The 25,188-nt window shown below is 41.4% G+C and carries 27 protein-coding genes, 1 rRNA gene and 2 pseudogenes; 17 read left to right on the plus strand and 13 right to left on the minus strand.

Annotated elements, in window-relative coordinates:
• Nucleotides 1-47: 47 nt before the first annotated feature.
• Together CDZ78_RS02595 and tyrS are read right to left on the minus strand one after the other, a co-directional pair.
• A 16S ribosomal RNA gene (locus tag CDZ78_RS02595) occupies nucleotides 48-1,589 on the minus strand.
• A gap of 481 nt (nucleotides 1,590-2,070) precedes the next feature.
• A complete protein-coding gene (tyrS, locus tag CDZ78_RS02600; RefSeq protein ID WP_087868612.1) occupies nucleotides 2,071-3,267 on the minus strand; it encodes a tyrosine--tRNA ligase in 1,197 nt (398 codons plus the stop codon).
• Between the two features lie 134 nt (nucleotides 3,268-3,401).
• On the opposite strand from tyrS, the gene CDZ78_RS02605 reads away from it, so the two are divergent.
• Nucleotides 3,402-4,820 (plus strand): peptidoglycan DD-metalloendopeptidase family protein, encoded by a 1,419-nt coding sequence (locus tag CDZ78_RS02605; RefSeq protein WP_087868567.1) that lies wholly within the window; start codon nucleotides 3,402-3,404, stop codon nucleotides 4,818-4,820.
• On the plus strand, nucleotides 4,817-5,929 hold the full coding sequence (locus tag CDZ78_RS02610) for an anhydro-N-acetylmuramic acid kinase (RefSeq protein ID WP_087868568.1): 1,113 nt from the start codon (nucleotides 4,817-4,819) through the stop codon (nucleotides 5,927-5,929). Before CDZ78_RS02605 ends, CDZ78_RS02610 begins: the two co-directional genes overlap by 4 nt.
• Nucleotides 5,930-6,108: 179 nt before the next feature.
• Here the strand turns inward: CDZ78_RS02610 and erpA are convergent, their stop codons facing one another.
• From erpA to argC, 7 genes and pseudogenes are all read right to left on the minus strand, one after another.
• Nucleotides 6,109-6,441, minus strand: a complete 333-nt coding sequence (gene erpA, locus CDZ78_RS02615; RefSeq protein WP_087868569.1) for an iron-sulfur cluster insertion protein ErpA — start codon at nucleotides 6,439-6,441, stop codon at nucleotides 6,109-6,111.
• 65 nt (nucleotides 6,442-6,506) lie between these two features.
• Complete coding sequence (locus CDZ78_RS02620) at nucleotides 6,507-6,737, minus strand: GIY-YIG nuclease family protein (RefSeq protein ID WP_087868570.1); 231 nt, start codon at nucleotides 6,735-6,737, stop codon at nucleotides 6,507-6,509.
• A gap of 307 nt (nucleotides 6,738-7,044) precedes the next feature.
• Nucleotides 7,045-7,203 (minus strand): annotated as a pseudogene (locus CDZ78_RS02625) (transposase); the annotation flags it as partial.
• 399 nt (nucleotides 7,204-7,602) lie between these two features.
• Nucleotides 7,603-8,037, minus strand: a complete 435-nt coding sequence (locus tag CDZ78_RS02630) for a type II toxin-antitoxin system VapC family toxin (protein WP_087868571.1) — start codon at nucleotides 8,035-8,037, stop codon at nucleotides 7,603-7,605.
• The gene (locus CDZ78_RS02635; RefSeq protein WP_307190447.1) at nucleotides 8,024-8,320 is read right to left on the minus strand and encodes a FitA-like ribbon-helix-helix domain-containing protein; all 297 of its coding nucleotides are present in this window, start codon (nucleotides 8,318-8,320) and stop codon (nucleotides 8,024-8,026) included. The genes CDZ78_RS02630 and CDZ78_RS02635 overlap by 14 nt, the downstream gene beginning before the upstream one ends.
• Before the next feature lie 248 nt (nucleotides 8,321-8,568).
• Nucleotides 8,569-8,823: pseudogene (locus CDZ78_RS02640) on the minus strand (N-acetyl-gamma-glutamyl-phosphate reductase); the annotation flags it as partial.
• A gap of 161 nt (nucleotides 8,824-8,984) precedes the next feature.
• Nucleotides 8,985-10,019, minus strand: coding sequence for an N-acetyl-gamma-glutamyl-phosphate reductase (gene argC, locus CDZ78_RS02645; RefSeq protein WP_087868572.1), 1,035 nt, complete (start codon nucleotides 10,017-10,019; stop codon nucleotides 8,985-8,987).
• Nucleotides 10,020-10,264: 245 nt separating this feature from the next.
• Between argC and CDZ78_RS02650 the strand changes: the two genes are divergently transcribed.
• A complete protein-coding gene (locus tag CDZ78_RS02650) occupies nucleotides 10,265-11,263 on the plus strand; it encodes a DUF3300 domain-containing protein (RefSeq protein WP_087868573.1) in 999 nt (332 codons plus the stop codon).
• Here the strand turns inward: CDZ78_RS02650 and CDZ78_RS02655 are convergent.
• Nucleotides 11,249-12,481, minus strand: a complete 1,233-nt coding sequence (locus CDZ78_RS02655; RefSeq protein ID WP_087868574.1) for an ISL3 family transposase — start codon at nucleotides 12,479-12,481, stop codon at nucleotides 11,249-11,251. The two genes, CDZ78_RS02650 and CDZ78_RS02655, sit on opposite strands and share 15 nt — an antisense overlap.
• An 83-nt stretch (nucleotides 12,482-12,564) precedes the next feature.
• Between CDZ78_RS02655 and CDZ78_RS21010 the strand changes: the two genes are divergently transcribed.
• The 3 genes from CDZ78_RS21010 (at nucleotide 12,565) to CDZ78_RS02665 (ending at nucleotide 14,529) form a co-directional block, all read left to right on the plus strand.
• Entirely contained in the window at nucleotides 12,565-12,795 is a 231-nt protein-coding gene (locus CDZ78_RS21010; protein ID WP_140413850.1) for a hypothetical protein, read from the plus strand.
• Nucleotides 12,796-12,857: 62 nt separating this feature from the next.
• Nucleotides 12,858-13,787, plus strand: coding sequence for a DUF2950 domain-containing protein (locus CDZ78_RS02660; RefSeq protein WP_087868575.1), 930 nt, complete (start codon nucleotides 12,858-12,860; stop codon nucleotides 13,785-13,787).
• A 430-nt stretch (nucleotides 13,788-14,217) separates the two neighbouring features.
• The gene (locus CDZ78_RS02665) at nucleotides 14,218-14,529 is read left to right on the plus strand and encodes an FCSD flavin-binding domain-containing protein (protein WP_087868576.1); all 312 of its coding nucleotides are present in this window, start codon (nucleotides 14,218-14,220) and stop codon (nucleotides 14,527-14,529) included.
• A 3-nt stretch (nucleotides 14,530-14,532) separates the two neighbouring features.
• On the opposite strand, the gene CDZ78_RS21625 is transcribed toward CDZ78_RS02665, so the two are convergent.
• Nucleotides 14,533-14,805 (minus strand): hypothetical protein, encoded by a 273-nt coding sequence (locus tag CDZ78_RS21625; RefSeq protein ID WP_147883736.1) that lies wholly within the window; start codon nucleotides 14,803-14,805, stop codon nucleotides 14,533-14,535.
• Here CDZ78_RS21625 and CDZ78_RS02675 point away from each other — a divergent pair.
• The 4 genes from CDZ78_RS02675 to CDZ78_RS02690 are packed head-to-tail and all read left to right on the plus strand — an operon-like array spanning nucleotide 14,795 to nucleotide 17,142.
• Nucleotides 14,795-15,592 carry an ABC transporter ATP-binding protein gene (locus tag CDZ78_RS02675; protein ID WP_087868578.1) on the plus strand — a complete coding sequence of 266 codons (798 nt, stop codon included), beginning with the start codon at nucleotides 14,795-14,797 and terminating at the stop codon, nucleotides 15,590-15,592. The two genes, CDZ78_RS21625 and CDZ78_RS02675, sit on opposite strands and share 11 nt — an antisense overlap.
• The gene (gene mlaE / locus CDZ78_RS02680; RefSeq protein WP_087868579.1) at nucleotides 15,589-16,368 is read left to right on the plus strand and encodes a lipid asymmetry maintenance ABC transporter permease subunit MlaE; all 780 of its coding nucleotides are present in this window, start codon (nucleotides 15,589-15,591) and stop codon (nucleotides 16,366-16,368) included. The genes CDZ78_RS02675 and mlaE overlap by 4 nt, the downstream gene beginning before the upstream one ends.
• Nucleotides 16,369-16,370: 2 nt before the next feature.
• Nucleotides 16,371-16,835: an outer membrane lipid asymmetry maintenance protein MlaD gene (mlaD, locus tag CDZ78_RS02685; protein WP_087868580.1), complete on the plus strand. Its 465-nt coding sequence runs from the start codon at nucleotides 16,371-16,373 to the stop codon at nucleotides 16,833-16,835.
• Entirely contained in the window at nucleotides 16,828-17,142 is a 315-nt protein-coding gene (locus CDZ78_RS02690; RefSeq protein ID WP_087868581.1) for an STAS domain-containing protein, read from the plus strand. The genes mlaD and CDZ78_RS02690 overlap by 8 nt, the downstream gene beginning before the upstream one ends.
• Before the next feature lie 19 nt (nucleotides 17,143-17,161).
• Here the strand turns inward: CDZ78_RS02690 and CDZ78_RS02695 are convergent, their stop codons facing one another.
• Both CDZ78_RS02695 and CDZ78_RS02700 read right to left on the minus strand, forming a co-directional pair.
• Nucleotides 17,162-18,442 carry a DUF3344 domain-containing protein gene (locus CDZ78_RS02695; RefSeq protein WP_087868582.1) on the minus strand — a complete coding sequence of 427 codons (1,281 nt, stop codon included), beginning with the start codon at nucleotides 18,440-18,442 and terminating at the stop codon, nucleotides 17,162-17,164.
• 40 nt (nucleotides 18,443-18,482) lie between these two features.
• The gene (locus CDZ78_RS02700; RefSeq protein ID WP_087868583.1) at nucleotides 18,483-19,241 is read right to left on the minus strand and encodes an IS1 family transposase; all 759 of its coding nucleotides are present in this window, start codon (nucleotides 19,239-19,241) and stop codon (nucleotides 18,483-18,485) included.
• A gap of 287 nt (nucleotides 19,242-19,528) precedes the next feature.
• Between CDZ78_RS02700 and murA the strand changes: the two genes are divergently transcribed.
• From murA to hisC, 7 genes are all read left to right on the plus strand, one after another.
• Nucleotides 19,529-20,794 carry a UDP-N-acetylglucosamine 1-carboxyvinyltransferase gene (gene murA / locus CDZ78_RS02705; RefSeq protein ID WP_087868584.1) on the plus strand — a complete coding sequence of 422 codons (1,266 nt, stop codon included), beginning with the start codon at nucleotides 19,529-19,531 and terminating at the stop codon, nucleotides 20,792-20,794.
• 15 nt (nucleotides 20,795-20,809) lie between these two features.
• Nucleotides 20,810-21,436 carry an ATP phosphoribosyltransferase gene (hisG, locus tag CDZ78_RS02710; protein WP_087868585.1) on the plus strand — a complete coding sequence of 209 codons (627 nt, stop codon included), beginning with the start codon at nucleotides 20,810-20,812 and terminating at the stop codon, nucleotides 21,434-21,436.
• Nucleotides 21,437-21,442: 6 nt separating this feature from the next.
• Entirely contained in the window at nucleotides 21,443-22,744 is a 1,302-nt protein-coding gene (gene hisD, locus CDZ78_RS02715; RefSeq protein ID WP_087868586.1) for a histidinol dehydrogenase, read from the plus strand.
• Between the two features lie 243 nt (nucleotides 22,745-22,987).
• Nucleotides 22,988-23,182 (plus strand): type II toxin-antitoxin system VapB family antitoxin, encoded by a 195-nt coding sequence (locus CDZ78_RS02720; protein WP_087868615.1) that lies wholly within the window; start codon nucleotides 22,988-22,990, stop codon nucleotides 23,180-23,182.
• Nucleotides 23,179-23,586: a PIN domain-containing protein gene (locus CDZ78_RS02725; RefSeq protein WP_087868587.1), complete on the plus strand. Its 408-nt coding sequence runs from the start codon at nucleotides 23,179-23,181 to the stop codon at nucleotides 23,584-23,586. Before CDZ78_RS02720 ends, CDZ78_RS02725 begins: the two co-directional genes overlap by 4 nt.
• A gap of 37 nt (nucleotides 23,587-23,623) precedes the next feature.
• Nucleotides 23,624-23,953: an ASCH domain-containing protein gene (locus tag CDZ78_RS02730; RefSeq protein WP_087868588.1), complete on the plus strand. Its 330-nt coding sequence runs from the start codon at nucleotides 23,624-23,626 to the stop codon at nucleotides 23,951-23,953.
• Nucleotides 23,954-23,962: 9 nt separating this feature from the next.
• Nucleotides 23,963-25,045, plus strand: coding sequence for a histidinol-phosphate transaminase (gene hisC, locus CDZ78_RS02735; RefSeq protein WP_087868589.1), 1,083 nt, complete (start codon nucleotides 23,963-23,965; stop codon nucleotides 25,043-25,045).
• Nucleotides 25,046-25,188: the final 143 nt, after the last annotated feature.

Consider the following 25,188-nt stretch of genomic DNA (forward strand, 5'->3'; position numbering starts at 1 on the left):
AATCAAAATAATTTGTTGTGGATACTCATAAAGCATTGCATGCTTTGTAAGGAGGTGATCCAGCCCCAGGTTCCCCTAGGGCTACCTTGTTACGACTTCACCCCAGTCATGAATCACAAAGTGGTGAGCGCCCTCCCGAAGGTTAGACTACCCACTTCTTTTGCAACCCACTCCCATGGTGTGACGGGCGGTGTGTACAAGGCCCGGGAACGTATTCACCGCGACATTCTGATTCGCGATTACTAGCGATTCCAACTTCATGCAGTCGAGTTGCAGACTGCAATCCGGACTAAGATCGGCTTTCTGGGATTAGCTTACTCTCGCGAGTTTGCGGCCCTCTGTACCGACCATTGTAGCACGTGTGTAGCCCTACCCATAAGGGCCATGATGACTTGACGTCGTCCCCACCTTCCTCCGGTTTATCACCGGCAGTCTCCTTAGAGTTCCCGACATTACTCGCTGGCAACTAAGGATAGGGGTTGCGCTCGTTACGGGACTTAACCCAACATCTCACGACACGAGCTGACGACAGCCATGCAGCACCTGTCTCAGAGTTCCCGAAGGCACTCTACTATCTCTAACAGATTCTCTGGATGTCAAGGGTAGGTAAGGTTCTTCGCGTTGCATCGAATTAAACCACATGCTCCACCGCTTGTGCGGGCCCCCGTCAATTCATTTGAGTTTTAACCTTGCGGCCGTACTCCCCAGGCGGTCAACTTAATACGTTAGCTCCGCCACTAAACCTGTATATAGGCCCAACGGCTAGTTGACATCGTTTACGGCGTGGACTACCGGGGTATCTAATCCCGTTTGCTACCCACGCTTTCGTTCCTCAGCGTCAGTTTTAGTCCAGGAAGTCGCCTTCGCCACTGGTGTTCCTTCAGATCTCTACGCATTTCACTGCTACACCTGAAATTCCACTTCCCTCTCCTAAACTCTAGTTACCCAGTTTTAAATGCAGTTCCCAGGTTAAGCCCGGGGCTTTCACATCTAACTTAAATAACCGCCTACGAACGCTTTACGCCCAGTAATTCCGATTAACGCTTGCACCCTCCGTATTACCGCGGCTGCTGGCACGGAGTTAGCCGGTGCTTCTTCTAAAGGTAATGTCAAGAGACGAGATATTATCCTCGCCTGTTTTCCTCCCAATTGAAAGTGCTTTACAACCCTCAGGCCTTCTTCACACACGCGGTATTGCTGGATCAGGCTTTCGCCCATTGTCCAATATTCCCCACTGCTGCCTCCCGTAGGAGTCTGGGCCGTGTCTCAGTCCCAGTGTGGCTGATCGTCCTCTCAGACCAGCTATAGATCGTCGCCTTGGTGAGCCATTACCTCACCAACAAGCTAATCTAACGCAGGCTCATCTATTAGCGCGAGGTCCGAAGATCCCCCGCTTTCCCCCGTAGGGCGTATGCGGTATTAGCATGGGTTTCCCCATGTTGTCCCCCACTAATAGGCAGATTCCTACGCGTTACGCACCCGTCCGCCACTCGTCAGCCAAGAGCAAGCTCCTGCTGTTACCGTTCGACTTGCATGTGTTAAGCATACCGCCAGCGTTCAATCTGAGCCATGATCAAACTCTTCAGTTTAAAATCATTTTGTAACAACATCAGATATGTTACCAATCTTTGCTCGATTGTCAGAATTTACGTTTGTTAATCCGAAGATTAACGGCTGTAGATTCTTATATCGATTATCTTTATCATGCTAATAATCTCTACAAGTACCCACAACAAATTATTTTGATTGTGTTTTAAAGAGCTCAGGGAGGAAGCGAGAAGCAATCAACCCTGCTGAGTTCGACCATTATACTGAGTCAGAACTCGTTGTCAATGTTTATTTTCAGCGGTTATTTTCAGAAGCAAATCTAAAAACAAACCAGAAAATCCACATCAACCGAACCCGAAGGCCCAACCTCAACTCTCGTTAAGGAGCCGACCATTATAACGTGTAACTCATATTGGTCAAGCTTTTATTTTTCAAGTCAGTTCAGCATAAAACCGCTAAACCAACCCCTCTTCAGCACATTGCCCTGAAGAGCTGACCATTATACAACGACATCATTCAACGTCAAGACTTTATTTTTACTTTAGCGAATTTTCTTTTACCAACCTGGTATACATGCTCCGTACCTGCCGAAACAACTAACTTTCCATCCATTAATTTCTGACTATCAATCTTTACTGCCCCCTGTTTTATCATCCGGTTAGAATCCGAAGTACCTGAGGTTAAACCCGCATCTTTAAGTAATAAAGCAATAGCGTATCCCTCAGTACCAGCAGTTAATTCTATTTCGGGTATATTATCTGGTATTGCACCACGCTTAAACTGCGCCTCAAAGTTTTCCAGCGCCTTTACCGCTGCAGCTTCATCATGAAACCTGGCAATTATTTCCTGCGCCAGCTTTACTTTATAGTTTCGCGGGTTTGCCCCTTCCCTGCACTCTTTATTCCATTGTGCAATTTCATCCATCGGCCGGAAGCTTAGCAATTCAAAGTAACGCCACATCAACTCATCTGATATAGACATGATCTTACCGAACATATCATCAGGCGCATCCGCTATACCTGTATAGTTATTTAAAGACTTAGACATTTTCTGCACACCATCTAAACCCTCTAATATAGGCACAGTCATAACAACCTGAGGCTTTTGACCATGCATTTCCTGTAATTGCCTACCCATCAACAAATTAAATTTCTGATCGGTCCCACCCAGCTCTACATCAGCTTTCATCGCCACCGAATCATAGCCCTGAATTAATGGGTATAAAAACTCATGAATCGCAATAGGCTGCCCACCCTTATAGCGCTTACTAAAATCATCCCGCTCTAACATTCTTGCCACGGTACTTTTAGATGCCAACTGAATCAAATCCACCGGACTCATTGCATTCATCCAGCTGGAATTAAACATAACCAATGTTTTGACTGGATCTAAAATTTTAAAAATCTGCTGTTCATAAGATTTAGCATTTTCAATCACATCATCTCGAGTCAGTGGCTTTCTAGTGACATTTTTACCGGTAGGGTCACCAATCATCCCGGTAAAATCACCGATTAAAAACAGAACCTCATGCCCCAGATCCTGAAATTGCTTTAATTTATTAATTAAGACGGTATGCCCCAGGTGCAAATCTGGTGCTGTTGGATCAAACCCTGCCTTAATACGTAATGACCGCCCTTCTCCCAGCTTTTTTACCAGCTCTGCTTCTACCAGAATTTCGTCTGTTCCACGCTTTAGCAACTCCAACACATCTTCTTGCAATTTTTTCACCTTTTTTCTTTATCGTTGTAGACCTGTATATCCTGCCCCATGAGGGCAGTTACACTCTGTTTATTCTTAATTTGACGTAATATAATATTAGGCATTAGCAAAAAAAACACCTTATAATTGTAGAAATGCGCTATCGAAATGACTTATACCAATCCACTAACCCTCCCGAAGACAAAAAGAATAACACGCCAAAGCACCTGTTTATTGGTATTGCTTGCGCCGTACTTGCAACAGCAAGCTACGCTTTCTTTTCAGAAAAAACTGAACCACTTACCCCTGAAACTATCGCCTTAACCATCCCTGATCTTACTACAAAAATCGAACAAACCGGGAAAAGGGACTCTTTAATTACCGAACCTGACATACCAGCAATCAATCCCATTGCCCAAGGCTCTTCCAACATACCTACACAAAGTATGCAAAGCTTAACAACCATTTGGCGAGAACATAAAGTTAAGTCCGGAGAAAGCCTTTCTGCAATTTTTTCCAGCAATGAGCTAAGTAAACTTGATTTGCATAACATAGTTCACAGCAATGATATTAGTTCTCAATTCGCCTCCATAATACCAGGCAAATCATTAATGATAGGCCATGACCTTTCTGGTGAATTTAGTCATTTAATCTACAAAAAAAATGCCTACGCGGAGCTTAAAGCAACAAAGCTTGACGATGGTAGCTTTAAAGTTGAACTGCTAGAGAAAGAGTTAGACCAGCGCATTAACACGGCAACGGGCGTTATTCATACCTCACTATTTATTGATGGAAAAAATGCCGGTCTTTCTGACAATATTATTATGCAACTCGCTAATATTTTTGCCTGGGATATTGATTTTGCTTTAAACCTCCATGAAGGCGACCGGTTTTCTGTTATTTATGAAAACCTATATATAGGTAGTGAGTTCATTGGACCAGGCAAGATTTTAGCTGCGGAATTTATCAATCAAGGTAAATCTATAAAATCTGTTCGCTACCAGAACGCAGAAGGCAAAGTTAGTTATTACAACTCTGGCGGTAATAGTATGCGCAAAGCGTTTCTACGTACGCCTATTGACTTTGCTCGTATAAGCTCACGCTTTAACTTAAAGCGCAAACACCCAGTACTCAATCGCATCCGGGCGCATAAAGGAGTTGATTACGCAGCTAAAACAGGCACCCCCATCAAATCAGCAGGTGATGGTAAAATTACTTATCGCGGACGCAATGGCGGATATGGTCGAGTTGTTATCGTTCAGCATGGCCAGAAATACAGCACTCTTTATGCGCATATGTCTAAATATAGAAAAGGACAACGTGTAGGCTCACGAGTTAAACAGGGCCAGGTTATCGGTTATGTCGGAAGATCAGGCCTGGCATCAGGACCGCATTTGCATTACGAATTTCGCGTCAATGGCGTGCACCGTAATCCGCTTACAGTAACTTTACCTAATGCAAATCCTATTCAGGCAAAGTATAAAGCTGATTTTTTAGAAAAATCCAGGATTCTTTTCCAGCAATTAGAACAGCTTGGCTCAACTCAAGTTGCTGTGACTAACATCCCGAAATGAGCAAAGAGTATTATATTGGACTTATGTCTGGAACCAGCATTGATGGTATAGATGCCGGCTTATACGACTTTGCCAATAATAGTACTCAAGTAATAGATTTTTACTACCAGCCTTACACAAACGAAATAAAACAAAAAATTCACAGCCTTTGTAAAAATTATCAGTCCATATCCTTGTGCGACTATGGCGCACTAGACACTCAACTTGGCTTACTCTACGCAGAGGCCTGCCTTAATTTAATGCGCCAGGCACAAGTGAACGCAAAAGACATCAAGGCAATAGGCAGCCACGGACAAACGCTTTATCACTCGCCTAACTCAGCTCTTCCCTTCACAATTCAAATTGGCGATGCCAATATTATCAGCCAGAAAACAGGGATCACTACCATCGCTGATTTTCGCCGCAGAGACATTGCTGCCGGTGGCCAAGGCGCCCCCCTAGTTCCTGCATTCCATCAGGCACAGTTCCAGACTGAAAAAGAAAATAGAGTAATTGTGAATATAGGGGGAATTGCCAATCTAAGTATTCTGGCAAAAAATAAGGCAAGCAAAACCATCGGTTTTGATACAGGGCCGGGAAATACACTTATGGATTACTGGGTTTCCACCCATAAGAGTAACTCTTATGATAATAATGGCGATTGGGCAGCAACAGGACAGGTACAAACTGAACTGCTCAAACACCTAAAAGATGACCCATACTTTTCCACCCTTCCGCCAAAGAGTACTGGTACAGAGTATTTTTCAACTGACTGGCTTACCAAAAAACTGGCTTCACTACCGAATTTTAGCCCAGAAGATGTGCAACGTACCTTATGCCAATTAACTGCAGAAACAATTGCCGAGGCCATACAGAAATCCGCCCCGGAAACAGAGCAAGTATTTCTTTGTGGTGGCGGCACACACAATCAAACATTGTTTAAGTCACTAAAACAGTTACTCGACCTACCTATTGCATCAACGAACACACAGGGCGAGCATCCAGATCAAGTAGAAGCCATGGCTTTTGCATGGCTAGCAAAACAGACACTTCAAGGTCTAACAGGGAATTTGCCAGAAACTACCGGGGCTAAAGAAGCCGTTATTTTAGGTGGGATATATCAGGCATAAGCTTTGCAGCAGCCTGATAAAACCAAAGTTTTTGCTATACCTTTCATATTTCCAAGCTGACTGGATTAGCTTTTCCAGTAAAGAATAAATAGCGTAACTCAACTCATTGCGATATCTTGTCGGATAACGTTTTTTAATGCTGCGCAATAAAAAATCTAATCCAACCTACGTGAAAAAGATTAAACTGAAAACGAAGAGCCACAACCGCAAGTTGTAGATGCATTAGGGTTACGAATAACAAACTGAGCTCCAGATAAATCTTCTTTATAATCTATTTCCGCACCATTCAGATACTGAATACTCATCGCATCAACTAACACAGTCACACCGCCATTTTCTACCTGCGTATCATCGTCCGCCACTTCTTCATCAAAAGTAAAGCCATACTGAAATCCTGAACAACCCCCACCTGAAATATACACGCGTAATTTCAGGTTATCATTGCCTTCTTCAGCAATTAAGCTGCCTACTTTTTTCGCTGCGCTATCAGAAAAAATAATTGGATCTGCCATATAAATACACCATTTAAAATTTGTTAACTGTGGATTATGACTTTACCTAGTGTTTTAGTCAAGAATTACGTTTCTTTCTTTTTTCGGCTCCAGCCTTGTACTTGTTTTTCTCTAAAATAAGCCTCATCAATTCGAGAAAACTCTTCCAGGAAAACAAGCTTCACTGGTAACCGAGTGCGAGTATGTTTAGCCCCCTGCCCACTTCGATGCTGTGCAAGTCTTAACTCTATATTTTGGGTACTGCCTGCGTAGTAACTACCATCTGAGCACTCTAAGATATACATATAGCCATTCATATTATTCTCCTACCCTGCCTTCCCTTCGACTACGCTCAGGGAACGTTCGGGTGGATCCCGTACCCTGAGCGTAGTCGAAGGGAAGGGAAAGCGTTTTGCATCATCTGTTGTAGGACCTTTTAAACCATAGTGAATTTCTTCACGATAAACATCATAAATAATTCTCATACAATAGACCCGCACCCGTACATCTTGAATAGCGTTTTTCCTTAGCTATACCAGCAGAAAGTTGATTGAAATTGTATAATGAAAGGTTCGTACTAATTCATTGTGTCTGCGACTCTCGGGTAATTACAAAGTCTTGGCTCTATGTGAAATACAGTGGGTAGTCGAATTTTAACTTACCACAAAGAAAGTAAATCATATTGATAAAATTATTAATATTGCGATAACCTCTTGCTCGTCGTTTGGCCAGTTGGACCTTGCTATTAATTCCCTCAAGAATTCCATTTGTAATCTTTGTTTCAGCGAAGTTAACTGTGGATTATGACTTTACCTAGTGTTTTAGTCAAGAATTACGTTCCTTCCCTTCGACTACGCTCAGGGAACGGAAACCACTCAATCGTTCCCTGAGCGTAGTCGAAGGGAAGGGAAAGCGTTTTGCATCATCTGTTGTAGGACCTTTAAACCATAGTGAATTTCTTCACGATAAACATCATAAATAATTCTCATACAATAGACCCGCACCCGTACATCTTGAATAGCGTTTTTCCTTAGCTATACCAGCAGAAAGTTGATTGAAATTGTATAATGAAAGGTTCGTACTAATTCATTGTGCCTGCGACTCTCGGGTAATTACAAAGTCTTTAGATAATGAGTAGCACTTATTAATTGAATCTAAGTTATTTTCATTAACTGCAATCAGTTAATGAGTTTCATTTTGGCATTTGAAAGGGTTGATCAATTTGACGCCCGTTCCAATAAAATCATCAATATTTCTGGTTACAACTGTTAAATCATAAGTGAGAGCAGTTGCTGCAATTTGTTTATCCAGTGCATTTTCGTGATTTTGAACTCTTAATTGCCCCCATACCTGGGCCTCTATCACGGTAAACTCCAGAACATTATCAGAATATTCCTCAAGAATGAGTTCTAACCATTTTTCCAGGATATTCGCTTGACGTTTGTCCCCTCGATGCCTAATCAGATTTACACCGCGCCTAAGCTCTCCAACAGTGATAACACTAATAAATAAAGAGAGTTCCTGTTCAACTGCTCTTGCAAAAAAATCTCTTACTCCTGAATTTGCATTATTTTTCTTTCTGATTTCACTAAGAACATTTGTATCAATCAAATACATTTTCTATAGAGCCTGCTTGTTCACGCTTAAAATCAAGGTCATCTCCAACATTAGGCATTGTTAAAAGAACCTCAGTAAAACTCTTTTTTTTAGGCCGCAATAGAACAGACTCAAGTATTTTTCGATGCTCTGCTTCTGCGCTAACACCATGTAAACCAGCACGCGCCTTTAGTGCTTTTACAACATCAGCATCAATATCACGAACAACTAAACTTGCCATAACGATCACAAAATTATTATCACCTTCTGGCATAGTCCAAATACAGTGCAAATGATCAGACATTAAGACCCAGGCATCAATATCAAAAGGATGCGTTTTACGTGTTGTTGTAATCGCCTCTCGTAAAACAGGCCCAGATCATCATTACATAAAATTTTTTGTCGCCGATGCATAACCACCGTAAAAAAATAGATGTTGCCCCCTGTATAGAGTCTTCGGTAATCTGACATAGTAGGGTACGCTCCACACACCATCATTAATAATCGGCAACACGTAAAAAGGTGCGTACAACGCACCCTCCGCTGATTGATCTACGGGTATAAAGCCATTGTTTGCAATCCTTGCTTTTCATTAAAAGCAAACATTAAATTCATATTCTGCACTGCCTGTCCTGCTGCGCCTTTTACTAAATTATCAATGACCGACAAGATCACTACCGTGTTTCCACCCTGCGGCACGACTATAGAAACCTGACAATTATTACTTCCACGAACATTACGTGTATCAGGATGAACGCCTGCGGGTAAAACATCAACAAAAGGTTCTAGCGCATAGCGTTGCTCATAAGCATAGTTTCAATTTTACCATAAATAATTATTGGGAAACTTCAGTTTGTAATTTCATAAACCTTTTGGATTACAGTAATTTGAGCGCGGAATAAATATCTTTAGTTACTTTGTTATTTAAGCGAATGCCATTGCGTACAACGCTCCCTACGCTGATTGATCTACGGGTATAAAGCCATTGTTTGCAATCCTTGCTTTTCATTAAAAGCAAACATTAAATTCATATTCTGCACTGCCTGTCCTGCTGCGCCTTTTACTAAATTATCAATGACCGACAAGATCACTACCGTGTTTCCACCCTGCGGCACGACTATAGAAACCTGACAATTATTACTTCCACGAACATTACGTGTATCAGGATGAACGCCTGCGGGTAAAACATCAACAAAAGGTTCTAGCGCATAGCGTTGCTCATAGATAGACTGCAACTGTGTAACATCGCCGCCTTCAAGTTGAGCATATAAAGTTGCATGAATTCCCCGGATCATAGGAACCAGGTGTGGCACAAAGGTTAACCCTACTTGTTTCCCTGCCGCCATAGATAAGCCTTGAGTTATCTCGGGTAAATGCCGATGACCTGACGATGCATAGGCTTTAAAACTCTCCCCTGTTTCACTCATCAAGGTAGCAACACTCACTTTACGCCCTGCACCACTGACTCCTGACTTCACGTCCGCAATTAAATGGCTGCTGTCTATCAAGGCTTGCTCAATTAACGGTAAAAAACCTAGCTGCACAGCAGTCGGGTAGCACCCAGGGCAGGCTAATAAATTTGCATCAGCAATTTGAGCCCGATTAATTTCCGGTAGACCATAAACCGCTTCACTTATTAAATCAGGGCAAGCGTGTTCCATGCCATACCATTTTGCCCATTCTGCGGCGTCTTTAATTCTGAAATCAGCTGATAGGTCAATTACTTTCACATTACGCGCCAATAATTGTTCTGCCATTAGCATTGCCGTACCATTAGGTGTAGCAAAAAATACGACATCGCAGCCTGCCAAAGACTCCACATCCGGCTTGGTAAAACAAATATCTATATTGCCACGCAAACTTGGATACAAAGCATCTACTCGCATTCCGTCATCAGAGCGTGAAGTGACCACAGCAACTTCAACTTCTTCATGCAATGCCAATATACGAAGTAACTCTACCCCTGTATAACCTGTTCCTCCAACAATACCCGCGCGAATCATAAACCACCCTATTCTAAAATATAATAATTGCTCGCTATTTTAACCGAGAAAGACAATCAATTTTGGCTAAAACAGACATAACTTAGGAACCAGACAAAATAAAACCCGAAACTTTAGATCCTAGACTTACTGCACATAAATAACTGAATACGTAATTTCTCCAAAAATACAGTACTTCCACATTTGCTATCGTACAAGTACAATCTTACCAAGGCACCTTAAGTCCAAACCAAGGAGAATGACTTATGAGAAAACTGTTAGCAATTTTTGGCAACACCTTTCTTACAGTTCTGATTTGCGTAACATTTGCAACGGCACAAGCAGAGGACAAAATCTTCAGTGAAGCTGAACTCGATCAGATGATGGCTCCGATCGCATTGTATCCAGATTCATTGCTTTCCCAAATCCTGATGGCCTGCACCTACCCTGCTGACATAAACGACGCCATCCAATGGTCAAAGAACAACCCTAATCAAAAGGGTGACGCTGCTGTTAACGCAGTGCAGGATAAATCGTGGGACCCCAGCGTGATGTCCCTGGTTGCTTTTCCACAGGTATTAGCCATGATGGAAAAACAACCCAGCTGGATACAAAATGTAGGCGATGCATTTCTAGCGAATTCCGAAGGGGTGATGGATACTGTCCAGAAGTTACGTAATAAAGCGAAGGATGACGGGAACCTCAAAACAACAGAGCAACAAAAAGTAACCGTCGAGGAACAGCCCTCAGAAACCATTGTCATCATAGAACCAGCCGATCCCCAAATAGTTTATGTGCCAGTCTACAACACCACAGTCGTCTATGGCACCTGGTGGTGGCCACATTACAGACCCTGGTATTACTACCCACCAGGCTACAGGTATGGCTCTGCGGTAATGAGAGGAATAGGCTTTGGCATAGGTATCGGTATTACTCATGCTCTATGGGGCGGTTGCCACTGGGGACGTGGCCGCGGTAGCGTCAACATTAATGTTAATAAATATAATAATATCAACGTCAATCGCAATAAAATAAATTCTAATAACAAGAACTCTAACTGGAAACACAATGCAAATAATCGTCGTGGCACGCCTTATCGAGATAGCAAAAGTAGGGAACAGTTTGGAAATAAACGCAGCGGCGCAGATAAACGTCAGAATTATCGAGGCCGTGATACCCAGCGCGATAAAGCGCGCTCAACTTTAGACAAACGAGCTATCAGCCCTTCAGATGGCCGGAAACAATTGGCTCTATGTGAATCCTAATGGGTAGTCGAATTTTAACTTACCACAAAGAAAGTAAATCATATTGATAAAATTATTAATATTGCGATAACCTCTTGCTCGTCGTTTGGCCAGTTGGACCTTGCTATTAATTCCCTCAAGAATTCCATTTGTAATCTTTGTTTCAACGAAATGAATAATGCCAGACCAATGGCTCCGAACGGTCTTTACAAACTTCATAAATGCTGAGATTTTAGATTTTTCTACTTCTTCACACCACTGCTTTAGAAAGGCTTCAGCCGATACTTTATCGGGCATTGACCATAAGTCATTAAAAAGCTCTTTCAATCGATATGCCTGCCCTAACGTAGGATATAGGTCAATCATTTCAGCTAATGAAACTTCTTGTTTATTGGTTAAGTTTTCTCGGTTCCTTAAAAAAGTATATTTGTGTCCTTTGAGTGCATCATGCTCTTTACGCTCACTAATCCTGACTTGATTCATTGCTTCATTTAATAATTTGACAACATGAAACCGATCGAAGGTTATCTCTGCTGATGGAAAAGCCTCTGCGGCTCCAGCAATGAAGGATGGCGATAGATCCATACTTATTTGTTCAATTTGTTCTTTCTCTACCCCTTTGTTTTCAAGGTGTTCCTGAAGGTTATGCAAAGTGGCTTTACCTTTACCCTCAGTGACAAAAATAACACGAGACTCTTCTAAATCGACACCTAAAGTGACATATTTGTGACCTTTTTTTGAGGAGGTTTCATCTATACCAAGTTGAGTAATGGATGAAACATCATCCGCTATTTTAGCTTTGCCGATCCAGTGATTAAAGATCGTCCAGATTCGCTGTGGATTCACCTTTAACATTTCAGCAACCCGATTGACGGGCATTTCTCTTTCAATCAGTGCCCATGCCATGGCTTCAAATAGCAGAGTGAAACCACTGCCGGGGCGAGCCCAAGGGACTTCTACAGTACGAACTTTCCCGTCCGTTGTTGTGATGCGAGGAACAGAGCAATGTAGATAGCAAGAATGCTCAAAGAAGCTCAAGTGTTGCCATTGCCGATCGACTGTATCATGCACTGGGCAGAGAACCCCCGATTCATCAGCAAAACGGGCGCCTGGTTCAAAACCTATCTGCAAATGAAGTTCATTCTGTTCTAAAATATTGTCGTTTGAAAAGATAATTTCTTCCACTTTCCAAGGCGATTGTAAGCCTAAAGCCATACTAAATAAAGATTCATTATTCATGGTATTATTATCGCACTACCCACTAGGATTCACATAGAGCCAAACAATTACAGGGTTCAGATGGTTATAAAGCACGAGATTCGGTGAATAAGGCAAATCGAGATTTTTCTCAGAAAAATAACACCCGACAATCAAGTAACTATGGCAATAGATCTAATCGTTCACAAAATAATGCACTCAGAGGTGCTGGGAATGCAAACAGATCTCGCCAGAATATAAATCGTGGTAATTCAAGTAACCGATCAATGCAAAGACGTAGCAGTACTCACAGCTCAGGTGGTTCCCGTGGTGGTGGCGGTGGACGCAGGCGATAACTGGAGAAACATATGTATTACTTTAAAAAATTCAAATAACTATTGCCCGTCAGTTACCCACTATGACTAAATACTTTATTAACTTGCTTGCTATCAGTACACTATTATTCACTCTATCTTGTTCAATCCCCGGACGACCGGCTGCAGAACTAAAGATGGATCCCTTGCTTCATCAAGCTATCTTTAACAATCCGGAAGATGCGGCCGATGCTTTCGCACATGCTGTTAAAAACACTGATTCAGAGCAATTTAATAAATTGTTAGGTGCTGATTTTCGTGAACTCCTGCCTATAGACAAGGTGAGCTATGAAGATCTTGATAACTTCAATAATGCCTGGGAAAAGCATCACAGCTTATTACCAGAGGGCAATAAAAAAATGCTAATCGCTATCGGAGAGAACAACTGGACATTACCTATTCCTATTGTCTCTGGCACATCGGGTTGGTATTTTGATGTAGAAGAGGGTCATGAACGCATACGTATCAGGCGCATAGGTAGAAACGAACTGGCTACCATGCAAGCCGTACTTGCCTCTTGCGATGCACAAATGGAATATGCCATGCTAGATCATAGTAGTAACGGTGCATTAGAGTATGCACAAAAATTTATCAGCACACCCGATAATCATGACGGGCTATACTGGGATACTGCTCCGGGTGAAGCACTCAGCCCATTAGGTTCATTACTAGCCGACCGTTCACCAGAAGGTGGTTATCATGGCTATTTCTTCCGCATATTAAAGGCGCAAGGTAAAAATGCTAAAGGAGGAGCTTACAGTTACCTGATAGGTAAGTATATGAGTGCAGGATATGCTGTAATCGCCTGGCCCAGAGAGTATGGAGAAAGCGGCATTATGAGTTTTATTGTCAGTCATGCTGGCATAGTCTATGAACAGGATCTAGGACAGGAAGGTGCTAATATTGCGGAAGCAATGTCAACTTATGATCCTGACCAGAACTGGCTACCTAGTACAGAAGTAAATCCACAGTAGAAAAATATTCGGGGAGTCGCTATTTTTGCGAAAGCTTGTTTTGGGCATCCCAGCCCAAGCAAGCAGCAAAAACTTAACGCGACCACTTATGCCTCCGGCGGCCCCGATTCGTCCTCGTCACCTCGTCCCGACCCAACAAGGGGTCGGAACATAGGCTCCAAATGACTTGACGCCGTGTCGGATGGCCTTTTATTTTGTCTCCACCTTCGCTAACGCTCAGACTCCGACAAAACAACGGCCCTACGGCTATCGCGGACTAAAAATCATCACTTCGCTTAGGCTACGTTTCCCTGATTTTCAGCGAAGGAATATGAAGAAATGATTGAGGGAAAGTTGCCTAAATTTTCTTTATAATTTTATCCAACTGTAAATTACGCTGAGTAGTTACATCGGGGATTCAAATAGTAGTGGTCAGCCAAAATCTGGGCATATGGCTAATTCGCAGGCAAAAGTTTGTGCCGATGTGATTATTAGAGAAATTGCCAGCAAATCATCAACAACAGACTTTGTCCATGACCCAGCTAGATTAGCAAAAATTAGAACTAATTCTGCCTGTTATAGTCCAATTACTTATGATCAGGCTTCCTGGCTTACTGCAGTTTTTGCCTATGAGACGACTAATAACAGCATGAAACTGGTTCAAGATTCTTTTGCCAGTTCACACTCACCGCATTGGAGCAAAGATAATTTTGAAGACATGTTTGAGTGGTCTCAAAGCCTATTCAGTAATTCGTTTAGCTAATGGTTAGGACTTAATAACCTGGGCAATTCTGGGGCGCAGATATTTAGAGACTTGAAAGTACTCTATTTTAGTACCTACCCTCTTGAAAAGCACTGCCTTGAGCGAGTCTTTGATAAATCCAACCTCTCTCTTAACTAAGAGCGAGAATTCAATAATACCCGAGCCTGACTTGTCTTTTGGCTCCACAGCCGTACTATAAAAATAGCTGCATACACCTGTTTGCACTATAATAAACTGCTTTCTGCGGCTTTTTTCCACCTTTATCATGATTTCCATTCGTAATTTAACTTTCTCACGTAGCGACAGAAAAATTTTTGACGATATCTCACTGGAGTTTAGTCCTCATAAAATTACAGCGATTATGGGACCTAGTGGTACTGGTAAAACAACTTTATTAAAGCTGATCGCCGGACAACTTAAACCTGATAGTGGCACGATTTTAGTTGACCAGCAAAATGTGCATCACCTTTCCCGCAAAGACTTATATAAACTGCGTAAAAAAATGGGCATGCTGTTTCAAAGCGGTGCCTTATTAACTGATATGTCGGTGTACGACAATATTGCCTTTCCTATCAGGGAGCATACTCAACTCCCAGAATCGATGGTTCGCACACTTGTGCTAATGAAGCTTAATGCCGTTGGCTTGCGTGGTGCACGACATCTAATGCCTAACGAACTCTCCGGGGGCATGGCAAGACGAGTAGCAATGGCTAGGGCACTGGCATTGGACCCTGACATGATCATGTATGATGAACCTTTTACCGGACAAGACCCCATTTCTCTGGGCGTATTAGTTAAACTTATTCAAACCTTGAATCAAACCTTACATTTAACCAGCATTGTTGTTTCTCATGATGTGCAGGAAACAGCCTCCATCGCTGATTATATTTACCTTATTTCAGAGGGTAAAATTGCCGGGCAAGGCACTCCTAAAGAACTTTACAATTCAGAGTCAGACTGGGTCAAACAATTTATGTATGGCGATGCAGATGGCCCCGTGTCATTTCATTATCCCGCAAATAACTTTAGCAGTGATCTGTTCGCGCGTGATTCGACATTATGAAACTATTCCAGTCCATTGGACATTCCAGCTTAGACTTTCTGGCAAAATTAGGGCGTAGTAGTCTGTTTCTTTACTCTATTTTAACTGGGCTAGGATATACTTTAAGCCGTCCAGGCTTGCTAATCAAACAACTATATAATATCGGTGTGCTTACTTTCTGGTTAATTGCAATTTCCGGGCTCTTTGTTGGTATGGTGCTTGGCTTACAAGGCGTTTATACTTTATCCACCTTTGGTGCCGAATCTTCTCTTGGCATTATGGTCGCGGCTTCATTGGTTAGAGAATTAGGCCCGGTCGTTAGTGCTTTATTATTTGCCGGGCGTGCTGGATCTGCTTTAACAGCGGAGATAGGCTTAATGAAAGCTACCGAGCAGCTTTCTGCAATGGAAATGATGGCTATTGACCCGCTAAAATATATTATTGCACCGCGTTTTTTTGCGGGCTTTATTTCTTTACCATTATTAGCTGGTTTATTCAGTGCTGTGGGGATTATGGGTGGGCACCTGGCTGGAGTAGACTTATTAAATGTTGATTCTGGCTCTTATTGGTCACAAATGCAGAGCGCCATTGATTATCATGATGATATTATTAATGGCATAATCAAAAGCATTATTTTTGCCTGGCTCGTGTCCTGGATTGCCTTATTTGAAGGTTATGATGCCGTCCCAACTTCTGCCGGCATTAGCCGCGCGACTACTCGTACTGTGGTTAACTCTGCTTTTGCTATTTTGTTTTTTGACTTCTTATTAACCGCCCTTATGTTTGGAGCAAACTGATTATGCAGTGTAAATCTATAGAAATTTTAGTCGGTCTGTTTATTAGCCTCTGTATTGCTGCGCTTTTTTTTCTCGCTTTACAAGTCAGTAATTTTAATGATTTACAAGATAATGGCAGTTATACAATAGTCGCACATTTTGAAAATGCAGGTGGCCTTAAAAGTAAAGCGCTTGTTTCTATGGCGGGCGTTCCTATCGGTCGTGTTGCTGACATTAGTTTTGATACTGATAATTATGACGCTCTGGTTAAAATGCGTATCGATGCACGCTATACCAACCTGCCCAGCGATACCTCGGCAAGTATTTTAACTGCCGGCCTTTTAGGCGACAAATACATAGGTTTAACACCTGGCGGATTAGATGAATTTTTACAGGAAGGCGATACTATAGAGCTCACACAATCTGCACTGGTATTGGAACGATTAATTAGTCAATTTCTATTCAATTCATCAGATAAAGATGAATAAACCTTTAGAAATCCTGTCCCTATCAAAGGGTAACTATATAATCAAGGGTGATTTAACCTTCAGTACCATTGATAAATCAGCAATTAAAGCTTTAAAGCTTGAGCAATCAGACACAGCTATCAATATAGACTTACAGCAACTGCGTAAAATTGATAGCGCTGGCTTAGCTTTACTTATAGAATGGATAAAATTTGCCCGTACCTATCAAATAGATTTAAAATTTGAGCATATCCCTGCACAACTGTTTGCTCTCGCAAAGCTGTGTGATATGACTGAAATCGACTTATTTACACTAAAGAATACATAAAATACCATGGATAAATTACTCATAACTGAGTATGTCCATTTGATGAAATAGGGTTGATTAAATTAAGGTTAATACCATGTACAGTACCTAGATTAATACTTGTGCTTAGGTCAGTAACAGCGCTATGTTTATTTGTGGACGTGCTTGCCTTGAGCAACCAAGGAATTACTAAGCCGTGATGAGAGATTACCATGGTATTCCCATCTAAAGAATGAAGCCTATTATTTTTAACCCCAAGATATAAGTTTGACTCTCGATAATAACGCGCATAATATCCATCCATATACATAGATTTCACATCATGACCAGGGAATAACGGAGTATGATTTCCTGACAAAGCCAACATTCGATCAATTTCCTCAGTTAAAGTAAATAGCCTATCAATTGCTTTATAACTAACTTTCCCCACATAAAAAGTAGCTAAAAAGATGTTATCATTATCCGTTGCACCGTTTTTTGTATTTATCTCAATGCTTGTGTCACCCTCACTAATAAAGCTAGAAATATTATACCGCTCATGATCTTCTTCATAGCTAGGGCTGGCCGGAGAAAATGGATCATCAAAGCTTCCGACAGTGAGTAATTTACCCTCCTGTTGTGTGTGTTTATCACCAATAGTGTCATTCCCATCACCTGCATTACTCGTTAATAATTGGCCGTTAACCATAACAGTTGATTTCTGATTACAACAACTATAGCTTATACCTAAAGACATTTCAGAAAAAAAATGCATTTCACTAGGATTTAAACGATTAGTAAAGTTTATAGAGAAGGTCTCGCCATTGACATCTGCGAAACCATCAAAAATAGCAACAGTTGCCTCAGGTAAAGAGGGATGTTCATAAACAACAACTAATGCTTCACCATCGATCTTATTGGCGTTAAAGTTTTCTAAGACGCTGAAGTTATAAACACCGCCAGTACCTACATCAATAATTGGTTTTACAATATTTGTAACATCAGAACGAGATATCCCTAACTCTCCAGCATTGGACGTATTCATTAATACAAAGTTATTACGGAAATTAGAGACACCTTTACCAAAAGTAACGGGAGCGCCATTTAAGTTGATAAGCACGAGGACCCCCTTATAGTGTGATCCGATATATAAATAAGCCGCTTTTACTGTGGCGCCTTCAGGTACGGATGCTGAAATGATACCAGAGCCTGTTTGGCTACCGAAACCATCAGTCGAAATAGCTACTTTTCCATTATAGACCTTAAATTGATTTAGAGCGGCTTGTACACTCGAGGCAAGAAATACAGCAGTCAGAAACGAAGATAATAATATATTTTTCATATGATACGCTTAAAAATCGGGTGGTGGGTTAAATCTGTTATTAGGCATGAATATCTCGTCCAAATTCGACTTTATTAATTAATAGTCCAATGACAATATCATGCATTTGTTCTATTTTGGAAAAACAGATTGTTCGACGCGTTAAGCGTTTAACCCATGTTCTAAAATTTAGGTTTTTTCGTTCAATTTTTTGAGTGTTTTGTTTGCCTATTTCATGTTCATTTACATCTAAGTTTCGCTCATAAGCCCCCCAGTCATCTGTATAATATCTGCTTATTTCAAAAGGAGTCAGTAAGGCTTTTAGCTCTTTGAAAACATCATCTTTACGCTTGCCAAATACATAAGCAATGACTGTATTAGTCGCATGATCAACAGCATGCCATAACCATCGCTGATTCGACTTTTTACCTACAAATGACCATTGTTCATCAATCTCAACTTCTTCGCAAACAAGCTCCAGCCGAACGTCTAAAGGTGTTTCTGATTTTTGAGATAGAAAAATAGGATTTACCTGTACAAGGCTATCTTCTTTGCTTTTCAGGATGCTGATGACTGTATTTTTATTGATTTTCAGAACCCGTGCGGTGTCTCTAATACCACTGCTATTAATAGCCATTTCGACGACTTTTTCTTGGACTCCAGGCACACATGCATTATAGCGATAGTACAGCATAAATGTTTGAGTTTGGCAGGCACTATTTTTGCAGCGATACCGCTGTATATTTTGAGCATTCTTTCCTGATTTCATGATAGTGCTACAGCGACAATTTGGGCAACTTACTTCTTGATAACATTTCATTCGAGGAATTATGATGTAAACCTTTTACTTCTCCTAATTATTTAAGTGAAATAACAGATTTAACCCACTACCCTTTTTTCCAGTGGCTGTCTAGGGAGACTGGGTATAAGTCCCGCATTCCGTATGCCGATACCGACTATTTCAATTTATCCGAAAAAGACGTTCGTATTGCAACTGCACGGAGGGAAAAGCCCGGTGCTACAGTAGATCAAATTAAGCATGTTATTGAGAATATGCCAAATAATTCAGCTATAGAGCAATTTACACTAAAGAATACATAAAATACCATGGATAAATTACTCATAACTGGCGGTAAGCAACTGTCTGGTACATTGACTGTATCGGGGGCCAAAAATGCAGCACTTCCGATTTTAGCAGCGACTCTGCTCAGCGACACTCCGGTTTTAGTTGGTAACATCCCGCATTTGCATGATATTACCACGACTATGGAACTACTCGGCTGTATGGGCGTAGAACTATCAGTTGATGAAAAACTGAATATTGAAGTCAATAGTAGCACCATTAATAAACTTGAAGCTCCGTATGAACTAGTTCGTACTATGCGTTCTTCAATTTTAGTTCTAGGTCCCTTATTAGCGCGTTTTGGTCAGGCCGATGTTTCTCTTCCCGGTGGTTGTGCCATTGGTGCACGCCCAGTGGACATTCATCTTAATGGTCTGGCAAAAATGGGCGCTGATATTAAAGTTGAAAATGGCTATATTCATGCCAAAGCCAAACGCCTAAAAGGTTGTCGCCTAGTTTTAGAACAAGTCACAGTAACAGGTACAGAAAACCTGCTAATGGCTGCTACCCTGGCTGAAGGAAAAACCATTATTGAAAATGCTGCTCGCGAACCCGAAGTCAATGATCTTGCTTATTTCCTTAATAAAATGGGTGCAAAAATCACCGGCATCGGTACTGACATTCTGACAATTGAAGGGGTTGAGCGTTTAGGTGTTAAAGACCTGCACTACAATGTCCTTCCTGATCGTATTGAAGCCGGCACTTATCTAGTTGCCGCCGCCATGACTCGCGGAAAAATCAGACTAAATAAGATACAACCAGGATTACTTGACGCAGTATTAGACAAGCTCAGTGAAGCAGGCGCACAAATAACTACCGGAGAAGACTGGATCGAACTGGATATGCTGGGCAAACGCCCTAAAGCTGTTTCAATTCGTACTGCACCTTTCCCCGCATTTCCAACTGATATGCAAGCACAGTTTACGGCAATGAATGCGATTGCAGAAGGTGTCAGTACCATCACTGAAACCGTGTTTGAAAATCGTTTTATGCATGTTCAGGAAATGCAGCGCATGGGAGCCAACATTAAATTAGAATCTAATACCGCTATTTGCACAGGGGTTGATGGCTTAACAGCAGCGCCTGTCATGGCAACCGACTTACGGGCTTCGGCAAGCTTAGTGCTTTCTGGCCTAGTCGGTGAAGGCGAAACACTGGTTGATCGTATCTACCATATAGACCGGGGTTATGATCATATTGAAGAAAAACTTTCCCAACTCGGCGCGACAATTCGCCGCATTCCAAGATAACACAGGCTTTTATTCATGCTAACTATCGCCGTTTCAAAAGGCAGAATATACGATGAAGCACTTCCTTTACTGGCAGATGCTAACATCGTTCCGATTGACGACCCTAAAACCAGTCGCAAACTGATTCTTAAAACCAATCATGATGATGTACAACTAGTCATCATACGCGCAACTGACGTTCCTACCTTTGTTGAGTATGGCGCAGCAGATTTAGGTATTGCAGGTAAAGATGTACTGATTGAACATGAATCTGACAATCTATATGAACCTATAGATTTAAAGATTGCCTGTTGCAAATTGATGACTGCCGCACCTACCGATGCACCTGATATTTCAGGGCGTGTACGTGTGGCCACAAAATATGTCAAAACAGCAGAGCGTTATTTTGCCAGCAAGGGTATACAAGCTGAAATCATCAAACTCTATGGTGCAATGGAGCTTGCTCCGATTGTTGGCCTGGCAGATTGTATTGTTGATGTTGTTGATACTGGAAATACTCTAAGAGCTAATGGCCTGGAACCTCGCGAATTGATTATGAATATCAGCTCTCGTCTGGTGGTAAATAAAGCCTCTATGAAAATGAAGCATCAAGTTATCCAGCCTTTGCTAGATCAATTTGAAAAAACACTTGCGACAAGATAAGTTCATATGACTCAAACTATCACACGCCTTAATAGCTCTGATTCTGATTTTCAGGCTCAACTGAAAAAGTTACTTGCTTTTGAAGAGAGTTCGGATCATGAAGTTCACCAGCGCGTTCTGGATATTATTGCAAATGTGCGAAAAAATGGGGACCAAGCCGTACTTGAGTACACCAATCAGTTTGATCAATGCTCCCTGAGCAAAGCATCTGAACTAGAATTCTCGCAAGAACAATTAAAATCTGCCTGGGATAATCTGCCTAAAGATAAAGCTGATGCATTACAAACAGCTGCGAACCGTGTCCGTGCCTATGCTGAAAAGCAGAAAATGGAATCCTGGCAATATACTGAAGCCGACGGTACCGTCCTGGGGCAAAAAATCACCCCTTTAGATCGAGCAGGCCTATATGTGCCAGGTGGAAAAGCCGCCTACCCTTCTTCGGTATTAATGAATGCTATTCCAGCAAAAGTGGCTGGCGTACGTGAACTCATTATGGTTGTACCTACTCCGAAAGGTATCACTAACTCTCTGGTTTTAGCAGCTGCGCATCTTGCCGGTGTAGATCGCGCCTTTGCTATTGGTGGCGCTCAAGCAGTTGCCGCTTTAGCCTATGGTACAGAAACTATTCCTGCCGTCGAAAAAATCGTCGGCCCTGGAAATATTTATGTTGCTACCGCAAAAAAACTGGTTTTTGGCCAGGTGGGAATAGATATGATTGCCGGTCCGTCAGAAATATTAATTATTTGTGATGGAAAAACCAATCCCGACTGGATTGCCATGGACTTATTCTCTCAAGCAGAACATGATGAAGATGCCCAGGCTATCTTATTGTCTGATGATGCTGATTTTCTGGATGCTGTTGCGCTAAGTATTGATAAATTACTTCCGGAAATGGAGCGTGCCGATATTATTAAAGCCTCATTATCTGGGCGCGGTGCTCTGATAAAAGTTGAGTCATTAGAGCATGCAGCTGAAGTTTCTAATTCCATTGCCCCTGAGCATCTCGAATTATCAGTGGAAGACCCCGAAGCTCTCTGTGAACAGATCCGTAATGCCGGAGCAATTTTTATGGGGCGCTATACAGCTGAAGCCTTAGGTGATTATTGTGCAGGGCCTAATCATGTTTTACCTACTTCAGGGACAGCACGGTTTTCTTCACCTTTAGGGGTTTATGACTTCCAGAAACGTTCTAGTCTGATTTTCTGCTCTGCTGAAGGCGCTAATACACTTGGAAAAACAGCGTCAATATTAGCACGCGGTGAAAGTTTAACAGCGCATGCTCGTTCGGCGGAATACAGGTTAAAATAGGAGTTTTTTCAATACTGCTTTTACCAACCGATCACCTTACCTCTTTGGAAATAAGGAATTGAGAATAAACTATGCAAATTACTGTCGAACTAGCCAGCTAACTATAGACTAAAAAACGTTACAGGTGCTGTTACTAGCTTTATTACTTAATTATGGGGCTTAATATTCTCTACCTGAATTGAGATTTTTATTTGCTTTTCAGTTACACTTCACATGTGTGAATCAATGTGTATAAAAATAATTATGGCGACTAACTTAGCTCTGGATAATAGCCTACTCAACTTGGCGTTACAGGTAGGCAGTTTTAAAACTAAAAAAGATACTGTCAATGCTGCACTTAAAGAGTTTATTGAGAGACATAAGCAACTTGAAGTTATTGAACTATTTGGGGAGCTTCCGTGTGACACTGATTACGACTATAAAAAAGGGCGCAAATGAAAGCAGTGCTTGTGGATACCTGTATTTGGTCCCTTGCTCTACGTGGAAAATCTCCTCGTAATGCTAGCATTGCAAAAGAACTCACGGCACTTATTCATGCTGAAAAAGCAACAATAATAGGCCCCATTAGGCAAGAGCTTTTATCGGGTTATAGCGACTTTGAGCAATTTAATAAGCTCAAGAATAAGCTAATATACTTCCCCAACGAGCCCATTATTGATGAGGACTACGAAACTGCTGCTGAATTTTCAAATCGTTGCAGAAACAAAGGAATTCAAGGTTCACACATTGATTTTCTAATTTGTGCTGTAGCCCATAGGCTAAAACTAAGTATCTATACGAGAGATAAAGATTGTAGTTTTTACTCTCGAATTATCCCAGTATTATTATATTCAGAAAGCTAAAAATCTCCCTACCCATACTATAACAAGAGAAAATAAAATGACTGACCTACCTGAAAAAACCTGCGGTATAGAGCGCCTGGTAACACACCCTAAATTAGTTGAAGCGGCTCTTAGCGGCAGAAAGACCCAGCAACGCCGTGATGGTGTTTATGCCTACCCTAATGAAACTTTTACTCTGGAAGGACAGGAGTTTATTGTTACTGATTTAACCAGAGAAACCCTTGGTGATATGGGTGATGCTGGAGCTCAGGCAGAAGGCTATCCCTCTCTAGAAATGTATAAAAACCTGATTCTAAAAATGCATAAAGGTATGGAGTGGGATGAATCCGCACCAGTCTGGGTACATCATTTCAAGCGTGTTGATTAATTTATCCGCATGTCTGAACAAGAAGCCCTTATCTCTGCAGTAATACGCCCTGAAATTAGAGCATTAACAGCTTATAAAGTTGCTGATGCGGCGGGATATATTAAACTCGATGCGATGGAAAATCCGTATACATGGCCTGAAGAGATTAAAGCAGAATGGCTAAAAATCATTCATAAAGCAGAAATTAATCGCTATCCTGATCCAGAAGCGAAGTCTCTTTGCCAGGTCTTAAAAGAGTACAATCAGATTCCTGCACAGAGTGAAATCTTATTAGGCAATGGCTCTGATGAAATTATTCAACTACTGCTGATGGCTTTACCTGCTAATTCAACAGTAATGGCTCCAGAGCCTAGCTTTGTTATGTACAAGCAAATTGCTCAGTGCCTAGGCTTAAATTATCAGGGCCTACCTTTATTAGCTGATAACTTTGAACTGGATCTGGCGGTTACCCTGGCGACCATCAAAAGCCAGCAACCTGAAATTATTTTCCTTGCCTACCCTAACAACCCAACGGGTAATTTATTTGATAGCGATGCCATTGAACAAATTATCCAGCAGAGTAAGGGCTTAGTAATTATTGATGAGGCTTATGCGCCCTTTACCGATTTTAGCTTTATCAATCGCCTAACAAAATATACAAATTTACTGGTCATGCGCACAGTTTCCAAACTTGGTCTGGCTGGTTTACGTCTGGGCTTTATCGCTGGGGATAGCTCGATAATTAATCAGCTTAATAAAGCAAGATTGCCATATAATATTAATATTCTCACCCAATGCAGCGTTGAATTTGCTTTAAGTCATCCAGATATGTTTGACCAGCAGACCGAGATATTGTGCCATGAACGGGCACGTATGTTCTTACAACTAAGTACCCTAAAAGAAATTGAACCTTGCCCAAGTGCGGCAAATTTTATTCTTTTCCGCACAGCTAAAAATAAAGCGACTGATATTTTTAATTCCTTAAAAGAACAAGGAGTTTTAATTAAAATTCTATCTCCACAAAAAGGTCTACTGAGTGACTGTTTGCGTGTGACCATTGGTAAACCTGAAGAAAACAATGCTTTTATTAAAGCATTAAAAAGCGCTATATAAATCGTAACAAGATAAGGCATGTTTTCGCTAGCCTTCTCCTGTATCTATTGAAATATAGGCGAACTAAAGCATCAAAAAATAGAACAATTAAAAAAGTTTATTAAAACAAGCTTCAAAAGAGCGCGGCTCTCATGTAATATTGA

Origin of the sequence: Bathymodiolus platifrons methanotrophic gill symbiont (assembly GCF_002189065.1) — a bacterium.
Lineage (GTDB): Bacteria > Pseudomonadota > Gammaproteobacteria > Methylococcales > Methylomonadaceae > Methyloprofundus.